Origin of the sequence: Yersinia sp. Marseille-Q3913 (genome assembly GCF_963892745.1) — a bacterium.
Lineage (GTDB): Bacteria > Pseudomonadota > Gammaproteobacteria > Enterobacterales > Enterobacteriaceae > Yersinia > Yersinia bercovieri.
The window spans coordinates 1-10,779 of sequence record NZ_CAWQAF010000038.1; the positions used below are offsets into that span (position 1 = coordinate 1).

Sequence of the window (10,779 nt, forward strand, 5' to 3'; positions counted from 1 at the left end):
GTGGCGCACTTTTAAAGCATAACTGTGGCTCACTTTTAGACCATAATTGACACTCCTGCCGGAATATCTTTGATCTTTTTAGCCCACATCTCTTGTGAAGGCAGGGGAAGTTGTAACGTGTCGCGATAAACCTGTGGGTGAGAAAATAGCTGCTGCAAGGCTTGGTAGTCGGTGGCTTCCACATGGCGTATCTGCACATTTTTCATAAACATACCCTTACTCTTAGTGTTTGAATAACCTGATAAAAATTTGGTTTATTGACTGAATTCAATAATCTTGTAATTGGCTAAAAAAAACACTTTACAAGTGAGAGTGATAATGATTATCATTGTCGTGCTTTCAGATGAGGCCACTAAAGTTTAGGTGTTCTCATTACGAAGGCACGACATTGCTCACATTGCTTCCAGTGTTTACTTAGCCAGCCGGGTGCTGGCTTTTTTTTAGCTATTTTCTCTGTGAATCATGAGTCTGCAAACTACCATACTCAAGTTATCTCGACGTTTCCTCCCTCTAATGACTTCAAATTCAAATCATTTGTGTTTCAGCTGACTAATCAGTCGAATTTTTTGAATAGAGGAGTGAGTTTTTTACGCTTTCATATTCTCCCGCGACATCTAGACTAAAGAAAACGTTGAGGAGAACTGAATATGATTTATTTACGCAAAGCCGAAGAACGTGGCCATGCTAATCACGGTTGGCTCGATAGCTGGCATACCTTCTCATTCGCAGACTATTACGATCCAGAATTTATGGTTTTTTCAGCACTGCGGGTGATTAACGAAGATATTATCGACGCAGGTCAGGGATTTGGCACCCATCCACATAAAGACATGGAAATTCTGACTTATGTGCTGTCCGGTACTGTAGAGCACCAAGACAGCATGGGTAACAAAGAACAAATTCATGCTGGCGAGTTCCAGATTATGAGTGCCGGTACTGGTATCCGCCATTCAGAATATAATGGTCGGGATGACCAGCCACTGCACCTATACCAGATTTGGATTATTCCAAATAAAACAGGTTTAGCGCCGCGTTATGAGCAGCAGATGTTCGACATCCCACAAGGGCGGCAGCTCGTGCTGTCACCGGATGCCCGTGATGGTTCGCTAAAAGTGTTCCAGGATATGACATTGTGGCGTTGGGCACTGAAGCGCGAAGAGCAGTCAATTTACCAGATTCAGGCAGAGCGCCGCATTTGGATACAGGTGGTGCGTGGTAAAGTCTCCATCAATGGCCACCATGCCAGTACCAGCGATGCATTCGCTATCTGGGATGAAACAGCACTGTCTATTCATGCAGATGAAGATAGTGAGATCTTGTTATTTGATCTGCCACCGGTATAAGTTTTTCGCCTAATTAATAAAGGGTATGCGCATCGCGTTATACCCTTTTTTATCGGCGCTACAGCGTTGTTAGCGGCTCTCGCTACTCGGCCCATCCTTGGCTGCGAGGCCGCTGCAAGCAGCGTTCAAATCTGCTCCCAGCAGATTTGTCACCCGAATCACTTACTGATGTAGCTCATCGCGATTTACTCGTTTGCTGCCTAGCGGTAACGCCAATTACTTTGGGTATATACCCTTATTCTTTGCTAGAATGACATCCCGTTTACTCTGCCTCAGTTCATTGATAATGAAGAAAAAAAGGCCAGTGCTACAAGATGTCGCTGATATGGTGGGAGTCACTAAAATGACTGTCAGCCGCTATTTGCGTAATCCAGAACAGGTTTCCGCACTCTTGCAGGAAAAAATCGCGCTGGCACTAGACGAACTGGGCTATATCCCCAACCGCGCCCCCGATATCCTTTCAAACGCGACCAGCCATGCCATTGGTGTGTTGTTACCGTCATTAACTAATCAGGTTTTTGCCGAGGTGTTGCGCGGTATTGAGAGTGTGACTGATGCTCATGGTTACCAAACCATGCTGGCGCATTATGGCTATCAGAAAGAGCGTGAGGAGCAGCGACTGACCTCACTGCTCTCCTATAATATTGATGGGCTGATCCTCTCCGAGCGCCACCATACTGCCCGCACATTGAAAATGATTGAGGTCGCGGGCATTCCTGTTATTGAGCTGATGGATTGTTCTTCGCCGTGCATTGATTTGGCTGTGGGGTTTAATAACTTTGAAGCCGCGAGACAGATGACGCAGCAAATTATCGCCAAAGGCCATCAGTACGTGGTCTATTTTGGCGCGCGTCAGGATGAGCGGACGGTGATTAAGCAGCAGGGTTATGAGCAGGCGATGCGTGAGTCAGGTCTGGTGCCGATGAGTGTTATGACCAGCCGATCCTCATCCTATTCCGCCGGGGCTGAGCTATTAATTGAGGCGCAGGCGAGTTATCCACAGATTGACAGTATTTTCTGTACCAATGATGACTTGGCAATTGGTGCGGTATTTGAATGCCAGCGCCAGGGCTTATCTATCCCGCATGATATGGCGATAGCCGGTTTCCATGGTCATGATATTGGGCAGTCGATGGTGCCGAAGCTCGCCAGTGTGCTAACTCCACGTGAAAGAATGGGGCAAATCGGAGCCGAGCGTTTGTTAGCACGGCTGCGCGGAGAGGTGGTCACACCCAAGATGGTTGACGTAGGTTTCACCATTCTCCCCGGCGGCAGTATTTAACTCACTATTGCCTAAACTATTATTGCCTAGATCACCATCGACAACAGCAGGCAACCGATCAGGCCGCAGACTGAAATAATGGTTTCCAGCACCGACCATGATTTAAAGGTTTCGACGATGGTCAGGTTGAAGTACTCCTTAAATAGCCAGAAACCCGGATCGTTTACGTGAGAGAAAATGACACTGCCGGAACCCACGGCAATCACCATTAGCTCAGGGCTGGCACCGGTGGTGGCGATTAAAGGTGCTACGATGCCGCCTGCGGTAATCGCCGCAACTGTCGCCGAACCCAACGCGATACGCAGAACTGCCGCAATGGTCCATGCCATCAGAATTGGTGATAAGCCGCTGCTATTCATCATGCCAGCAATGTAATGGTCAACACCGCTGTCGACTAAAACCTGCTTGAAAGCCCCGCCCCCGCCAATCACCAACAGCATCATCGCGATGATTTTAATGGAGTCGCTCACGGTATCCATCACCGACTCCATTGAGCGGCCACGGTTTAAGCCAAAGGTGAAAATTGCGATCAGTACAGCAATCAGTGTGGCGATGACCGGGTCACCAAAGAACTCTGCATAAGAGAGGATCGGGTGGCCTTTCGGCAAAATCATCTCTGCCACTGCCCGCAGCGCCATTAGAATGACGGGGACCAGCGCGGTACAGACACTGACACCAAAGCTCGGCATCTCTTCGTCGGTGAAGGTTTTCGGGTTATACAGCCCTTCAGGAACCGGCTTATCAATCCCTTTTAGAAAACGAGCGAATACCGGGCCGGCCAGAATCACCGTAGGGATTGCCAGTAATGTCCCGTACAGCAGGGTTTTACCCATATCGGCGTGGAAAATAGTAGCAATGGCGGTGGGGCCTGGGTGAGGCGGCAGGAAACCGTGGGTCACCGACAGCGCTGCGGCCATCGGCACGCCGACATAAAGTAGCGGAATACGTGCTGAGGCTGCGATACTAAATACTAATGGCAGCAACAATACGAAGCCGACTTCATAGAACAGGGCAAAACCCACGGTGAAACCGGTCAGTACCACGGCCCACTGAATATGTTTCTTACCAAATTTATCAATCAGGGTGGTAGCAATTCGTTGAGCGCCGCCGCAGTCGGCCAGTAATTTTCCGAGCATGGCACCGAAGCCCATAATCAGCGCCAGACTGCCCAGGGTTCCGCCCACCCCGGCTTTGATTGAGCTGACCACTTTATCGACGGGCATCCCTTGCATGACACCCACCGCCAGCGCGACCAGTATCAGGGAGATAAATCCGTTGAGCTTGAAACGGATCATCAGTAACAGCAGCATGGCAACGCCAACCGCAACAATGACTAATGGCATGGTATTTCTCCACTTACGTTAGATATATATCTATTTTAGTTATCGTTTTTAGCCATCTTCACAGGCAGTAGGGAAGGAAGGTGACCCTTGTTTTATTATTTACACTCAGCCTTTTTGGCCTGCGTGATGGTGCGATTGAGTTTAATAACGATGCTCTATTCGATGTGATAAAAGTTCTATGTGATAAAAGTCACACCTCTATTTGTTACCGGTATCATGATACCGGTAACATGATAAAATACGGAACCATAGAGAGCGGTAAAATTTCCATTCTGAGATAGAGATCAAAATTATGGCAGGGCATAGCATTATCGTGATGGGCGTATCGGGCAGCGGTAAAACCACGGTGGGAGAAGCTGTGGCCCGCCAAATTCATGCCAAATTTATTGATGGCGACGACCTGCATCCTCGCGCCAATATTCAGAAAATGGGCAGTGGGCATCCTCTCAATGATGAGGATCGTATGCCGTGGCTGGAGCGGCTGAGTGATGCGGCCTACAGCCTGGATCATAAAAATGAAACGGGCATTATTGTCTGTTCAGCACTGAAACGCCGCTATCGCGAGCGCCTGCGGGAAGGTAATCAGGGAATGGTGTTTTTATACCTGAAAGGCAGTTTTGACGTCATCATGGCGCGACTCAAAGCACGGTCCGGCCATTTTATGCCGACCGACCTACTGAAAAGTCAGTTTGAAGCACTGGAAGAGCCCGGTGCAGATGAGCCGGATGTGATTTGCGTGGATATTGATGCGGATATCGATGAGGTGGTGCGGCGCTGTGTGTCAGCCCTGGAAGGGCGGGGCTGAACCGCTTTCTTATCGCTAAATGCTGAAAATTCAAAGCGGGCAGCGCGCCCCGCTTTGGTCATCACATCTGTGGGTAGAGCTTATTTACTCAGGTAGGCTCGCACGCCATCCAAAAACATCTGCGTCGATAGCATCACCAAAATTAACCCCATCAGCCGCTCTAGCGCACTAACCCCTTTATGACCGAGCAAGCGCAGGAACAGATTCGACATCAATAAAATCGCAGCGGACAGACCCCATGCAATCATCAATGCCAACACTAAGTGGCTGAGTTGATTAGGATATTGATGCGATAACAGCATCAGCGTCGCCAAAATGGACGGGCCTGCGACTAAGGGAATGGCCAGCGGCACCAGGAAGGGTTCTTCCCCAGCCGATAGCCCGGTGACGCTGCTTTCGGGGGAAGGGAAAATCATCTTAATAGCGATTAAAAACAAAATGATACCGCCAGATATCGATACGGTTTCAGTTCGCAGATTCAGGAACGCCAGGATCTTCTCACCCGCGAACAGGAAAATCAGCATCAATACAAGTGCGATCAGCAATTCGCGGATCAATACCATTCGCCGCCGTTTCGGCTCCAGATGCTTGAGCACCGACATAAAAATCGGCAAGTTTCCTAGTGGGTCCATAATCAAAAACAGCAACACAGTTGCTGCAATCATCTCTGTCATTATTACCTCAAAATAATCAAAACGACTGGCGTTTCCAGCCAGTCAAAGTCACATATTAGGAAGATTGCTTTGAATCATTCTGGTATCGAATAATTTAACTTGCCACTTTGTCCATATTTTGTAAGGTGGTATGGCGTCTATCTTAGTCAGTCTGCTATACCCTATACAACGTGTAGATGACAAGAGAGCTATCCATTAATCGGTGTCACCCTCCAAGGCAGGACAGTAAACATGAAAAACGTTGGTTTTATCGGCTGGCGCGGTATGGTCGGCTCAGTCCTCATGCAACGCATGATTGAAGAACGCGACTTTGACGGTATCCGCCCGCTCTTTTTCTCTACCTCTCAACACGGTCAGGTTGCGCCAACATTCACCGGCCAGCAGGGCACGTTGCAAGATGCTTTTGATATTGATGCATTGAGTGCATTGGATATTATTATCACCTGCCAGGGGGGGGATTATACCAACGAAGTTTATCCAAAGCTGCGTAAAGCGGGCTGGCAGGGTTATTGGATTGATGCGGCTTCTTCACTGCGGATGCAAGATGACGCGATCATCATTCTTGACCCGGTTAACCACGATGTAATTAAGCAGGGTCTGGATAAAGGCATCAAGACTTTTGCTGGTGGTAACTGTACTGTCAGCCTGATGCTGATGTCTCTGGGGGGGCTGTTTGCGAATAATTTGGTTGAGTGGGCATCGGTTGCCACTTACCAGGCGGCATCCGGTGGCGGCGCGCGTCATATGCGCGAGTTGCTGACGCAAATGGGTATGTTGCATGCTGGGGTGGCAAAAGAGTTGCAGGACCCTGCATCGGCTATTTTGGATATTGAACGTAAAGTGACCGCCGCCACCCGCAGTGGCACTTTGCCGACGGATAACTTTGGTGTGCCGCTGGCTGGCAGCTTGATCCCATGGATCGACAAAGCGCTAGATAATGGTCAGAGCCGCGAAGAGTGGAAAGGCCAGGCTGAGACAAATAAAATTCTGAATACTGGCAGCGTGATCCCGGTTGATGGGCTGTGTGTTCGCATCGGTGCACTGCGCTGTCATAGCCAGGCATTCACCCTGAAACTGAAAAAAGATGTACCATTGCCGGAAATCGAGCAACTGCTAGCGACACACAATGATTGGGTTCGCGTTATTCCGAACGACCGCGAGCTGAGTATGCGTGAACTGACCCCTGCGGCCGTCACCGGTACACTGAATACCCCGGTTGGTCGCTTGCGTAAACTGAATATGGGGCCGGAATATCTCTCCGCCTTTACCGTCGGCGACCAGTTGCTATGGGGCGCGGCAGAACCACTGCGCCGTATGCTGCGGATTTTGCTGTAATTTGTTATTCAGCGTGTTTGGATAGCAAGAAATCACCAAAAAGCCCTGATCCAATGGTCAGGGTTTTTTAACTTAATTGATAATATGAATATATAGCTGGCATTTGATTTTGGCATTGAATATATATATTTAAATTATGTGTGATTAGATATGGTGGTATTATCTCGAAATATAGGGAAGAAGATGTTTATGATATAGGATGTCACCATGAAAAAAATCTATTACACATTCATTGCAATAGTAATATGTGTTATCTATTTGATTAAGTCATCACCCAAAATAATTATTCCACCACAGAATTATAATATTTTGAATCCAGGCACGGTAAAACAACCCAATTATTATCAGCGATAACCCGAGTGATCTCAGCTCATCAACCATTGCTTCAGCTGATCGTGTTATTACCTTGGCTTGAGTGGGAGAGGTCACTCACTCGCCGTAATAAAGGGTAATTTAATAATAATCCGAGTGAATTTTTCCACCTCACTAATAACAGTGACGCCATACTCCTTGCCATAGCGGACTTTAATTCGCCGATCGACCAGATTCATCCCCAAGCCATCACCATTAGGGCGCGGTTGATACAATCCGGCATTATCTTCCACTGCCAATATAAGTACGCTGTTATCCAGTTTACCATGCAAGGTAATTCGCCCATGGCTGAACATCTGTGATGTCCCGTGCTTAATCGCATTTTCGACCACCGGTTGCAGGGAGAATGCGGGTAATCGCGCGTCCATTAATTCATCGGGTAATGATATTTCGACACTCAGACGATCAGCAAAGCGCGCCTTTTCTATTTCCAGATACGCCTTCACATGTTCAATTTCATCACTTAGCGTCACTACATCGTGGCTACGTTTAAGATTTTTGCGGAAAAATGTCGACAGTGAGAGCACCAGTTTGCGGGCATGATCTGGATTGCGGCGGATCACCACCGACAAAGTATTTAACGCATTAAACAGAAAATGAGGATTGACCTGCGCGTGGAGCAATTTTATTTCGGATTGCGCCAGTAGCTGTTTCTGCTGTTCAAATTCACCGGCCAGAATCTGTGCCGATAACAGATGAGCAATGCCTTCGCCCAGTGTGCGGTTAATACTGGAGAACAATTTACTTTTCGGCTCATACAGCTTGATGCTGCCAATCACCCGATGCTCTTCGCCCCGCAAGGGGATAACCAGTGTGGAGCCAAGCTTGCAACTGGGGGAGATGGAGCAGGTATAGGGCACCGCATTGCCATCGGCATAGACCACCTGATTCAGCTCAATCGCCCGGTGGGTGTGGTCTGAAGTGATAGCACTGCCGACCTGATGATGGTCAGAACCGGTGCCGATAAAAGCCAGCAGCTTCTCGCGGTCAGTGATGGCGACTGCGCCAACACCCAGCTCCTCATACAAAATACGCGCCACCCGCATACTGTTTTGCTGGTCAAAACCATGACGTAGTAACCCCTCCGCCCGCGCGGCAATTTGCAAGGCTTTGGCGGAGAATGCGGTGGTGTACTTTTCGAAAATAGCTCGCCGATCCAATAAGATGCGCATAAACATGGCGGCACCAATGGTATTGGTGATCATCATCGGCAGGGCAATGTTCTCGACCAGCTCCACGGCCTCATTGAATGGGCGGGCAACGGCCAGAATAATCAGCATTTGCAGGACTTCAGCCACCAGTGTCACCCCGGCCACCACTAGCGGCTGGAACAGCAGATCAAGGCGGTTTTTACGGGTCAGATAGCTGTGGAGCAGGCCGCCCAATAGCCCTTCGGCGACGGTGGATAACATACAGGCGCTGGCGGTCATCCCGCCCATGGAGTAGCGGTGTAACCCGCCAGTCAACCCCACCAGAAACCCGACCGACGGTCCTCCCAGTACACCCCCCAACACCGCACCAATAGCGCGGGTATTGGCGATCGAGTCCTCAATATGCAAGCCAAAGTAGGTGCCCATGATGCAAAACATGGAGAAGGTGAGGTAGCACACCAGTTTGTGGGGCAACCGGATAGTCACCTGCATTAAAGGAATAAACAGCGGCGTTTTACTCAACAGATAGGCAATAACCAGATAGACACACATCTGTTGCAGAAGGGAAAAAATTAGTTCGACCTGGCTGACGCCCATGTTAGATGACCACAATATTGTCTGGGATGGGTTATTTTTGGCGCGATTATACCCATATTTTGGCGTAGAAAATTTTAACTGCCGTCCCTTTTAAGTAAAAAAGGCGTTATCTCGCCAAACCTTAGTCCAGTTCCCTATTTCTACTATTTTTTAGGGTAAATCTTAACCCCACTATTTTCACGTCATGATTTAGGATTTTTATGTCATCAGCCCACTTCTTACGAAGTGTAAACGTCGTTTTTATACCTGATTGACGTGAGAAAAAATTTCATTAGGCGTTAGCCAATTTTTTTAGCGTCCTTTGACTATGCTTAGAGTTTGGGTAAGAAAACTCGGTTGATTGCGCATTAACCTTAGAGAAAAAGCGCATTTGGACATTAAATCAACTTATTGGTTGATCATTGACCTTAATCACGCTTTAAACATTAAATGGATTGCATGATGAAAAGGTCATTTTCGAATTGAATTGTTCAGAATTTGTCCAAATATCATGTCATTAATCATAGGAAGAATGCCATGCCAGTACTTCCCGATCGTCAGGTGATTAATCAAATTATTTCCGGCCACTATGCCGATCCTTTTTCCATATTGGGAATGCATCAAACTGCGCAGGGGTTACAGATTTGCGCACTGCTGCCAGATGCTAAAGAAGTCTGGTTGGTCGAAACAGAAACTGGGCGCAACCTTGTTCAGTTGACCCGTGAAGACCCACGCGGTTTTTTTATGGCTAAACTTCCTCGTCGTAAAAGTCCGTTTCGTTATCAGCTCGCCGTGACCTGGCAAGAAACCCCGCAAATCATCGAAGATCCCTACCGTTTCGGCACATTATTGCAGGATATTGATAGTTGGTTGTTAGCGGAGGGCACTCATTTGCGCCCTTATGAGCGATTGGGCGCACATCTGATGACTCTTGATGGCGTGGCCGGTGTCAGCTTTGCAGTTTGGGCACCTAATGCCAAGCGGGTCTCGGTGGTGGGTGAGTTTAACTTTTGGGATGGTCGCCGCCATCCGATGCGGTTACGCCGCGAAAATGGCATTTGGGAGCTATTCCTACCCGGAGTAGAGATAGGGCAGCTATATAAATTTGAGATCATTGACAGCAATGATCAGATGCGGCTGAAAGCGGACCCTTACGCGTTTAAAGCACAGATGCGACCAGAAACCGCGTCGATAATCAGCCCATTACCTGAGGTGGTGCCCAATACCGCCAGACGGCAAAAAGCCAATGATTTGCGCTCACCGGTCTCTATCTATGAAGTGCACCTTGGTTCATGGCGTCGCCATACCGATAATAACTTTTGGCTCAGTTACGGCGAACTGGCCGATCAACTGGTCGAATATGTCAAATATATGGGTTTTACCCATGTCGAACTGCTGCCGATAAATGAGCACCCTTTTGATGGCAGTTGGGGTTATCAGCCATTAGGGTTGTATGCCCCGACCCGCCGCTTTGGTACGCCGCAGGATTTCAAAGATTTCGTCGCCAAATTCCACGAGGCGGGGATTAACGTCATCCTGGATTGGGTTCCCGGTCACTTCCCCAGCGACGAACACGGCTTAGCCCAGTTTGATGGCACTTCGCTGTATGAATATGCCGATCCGCGTGAGGGCTATCATCAGGATTGGAATACCCTGATTTATAACTATGGCCGCAATGAAGTCCGTAACTATCTGGCGGGTAATGCATTTTACTGGATGGAGCGTTTTGGTATTGATGCACTGCGCATTGATGCCGTGGCCTCAATGATTTACCGCGATTATAGTCGGGCCGAAGGGCAGTGGGTGCCTAACTATTATGGCGGGCGGGAGAATCTGGAGGCGATTGCTTTCCTGCGCTACACCAATCACACCATTGGTGTTGAGCGCCCCGGTGGCGT

At 48.5% G+C, this 10,779-nt stretch carries 8 protein-coding genes and 1 pseudogene; 5 read left to right on the forward strand and 4 right to left on the reverse strand.

Features of this window, described 5'->3' with window-relative positions; translation table 11 throughout:
- Positions 1 to 38: 38 nt before the first annotated feature.
- Positions 39 to 206 (reverse strand): annotated as a pseudogene (locus tag AACW11_RS14750) (GNAT family N-acetyltransferase); the annotation flags it as partial.
- 441 nt (positions 207 to 647) lie between these two features.
- On the opposite strand from AACW11_RS14750, the gene AACW11_RS14755 reads away from it, so the two are divergent.
- Both AACW11_RS14755 and gntR read left to right on the forward strand, forming a co-directional pair.
- Positions 648 to 1,343, forward strand: a complete 696-nt coding sequence (locus tag AACW11_RS14755) for a pirin family protein (RefSeq protein WP_212586992.1) — start codon at positions 648 to 650, stop codon at positions 1,341 to 1,343.
- Positions 1,344 to 1,629: 286 nt separating this feature from the next.
- Positions 1,630 to 2,625, forward strand: a complete 996-nt coding sequence (gene gntR / locus AACW11_RS14760) for a gluconate operon transcriptional repressor GntR (RefSeq protein WP_145561009.1) — start codon at positions 1,630 to 1,632, stop codon at positions 2,623 to 2,625.
- A 26-nt stretch (positions 2,626 to 2,651) separates the two neighbouring features.
- Here the strand turns inward: gntR and gntT are convergent, their stop codons facing one another.
- Positions 2,652 to 3,968 carry a gluconate transporter gene (gene gntT, locus AACW11_RS14765; RefSeq protein WP_212586993.1) on the reverse strand — a complete coding sequence of 439 codons (1,317 nt, stop codon included), beginning with the start codon at positions 3,966 to 3,968 and terminating at the stop codon, positions 2,652 to 2,654.
- Between the two features lie 292 nt (positions 3,969 to 4,260).
- Between gntT and AACW11_RS14770 the strand changes: the two genes are divergently transcribed.
- Positions 4,261 to 4,773, forward strand: a complete 513-nt coding sequence (locus tag AACW11_RS14770) for a gluconokinase (RefSeq protein ID WP_212586994.1) — start codon at positions 4,261 to 4,263, stop codon at positions 4,771 to 4,773.
- 80 nt (positions 4,774 to 4,853) lie between these two features.
- Here AACW11_RS14770 and AACW11_RS14775 read toward each other — a convergent pair whose 3' ends face one another.
- Entirely contained in the window at positions 4,854 to 5,447 is a 594-nt protein-coding gene (locus AACW11_RS14775; RefSeq protein WP_212586995.1) for a YhgN family NAAT transporter, read from the reverse strand.
- Positions 5,448 to 5,678: 231 nt separating this feature from the next.
- Here AACW11_RS14775 and asd point away from each other — a divergent pair, with 231 nt between their 5' ends.
- On the forward strand, positions 5,679 to 6,782 hold the full coding sequence (gene asd / locus AACW11_RS14780; RefSeq protein ID WP_212586996.1) for an aspartate-semialdehyde dehydrogenase: 1,104 nt from the start codon (positions 5,679 to 5,681) through the stop codon (positions 6,780 to 6,782).
- 425 nt (positions 6,783 to 7,207) lie between these two features.
- On the opposite strand, the gene AACW11_RS14785 is transcribed toward asd, so the two are convergent.
- Positions 7,208 to 8,902 carry a sensor histidine kinase gene (locus AACW11_RS14785; protein ID WP_212586997.1) on the reverse strand — a complete coding sequence of 565 codons (1,695 nt, stop codon included), beginning with the start codon at positions 8,900 to 8,902 and terminating at the stop codon, positions 7,208 to 7,210.
- A 516-nt stretch (positions 8,903 to 9,418) separates the two neighbouring features.
- On the opposite strand from AACW11_RS14785, the gene glgB reads away from it, so the two are divergent.
- A partial coding sequence (glgB, locus tag AACW11_RS14790; protein ID WP_212586998.1) for a 1,4-alpha-glucan branching enzyme occupies positions 9,419 to 10,779 on the forward strand: 1,361 nt, incomplete at its 3' end.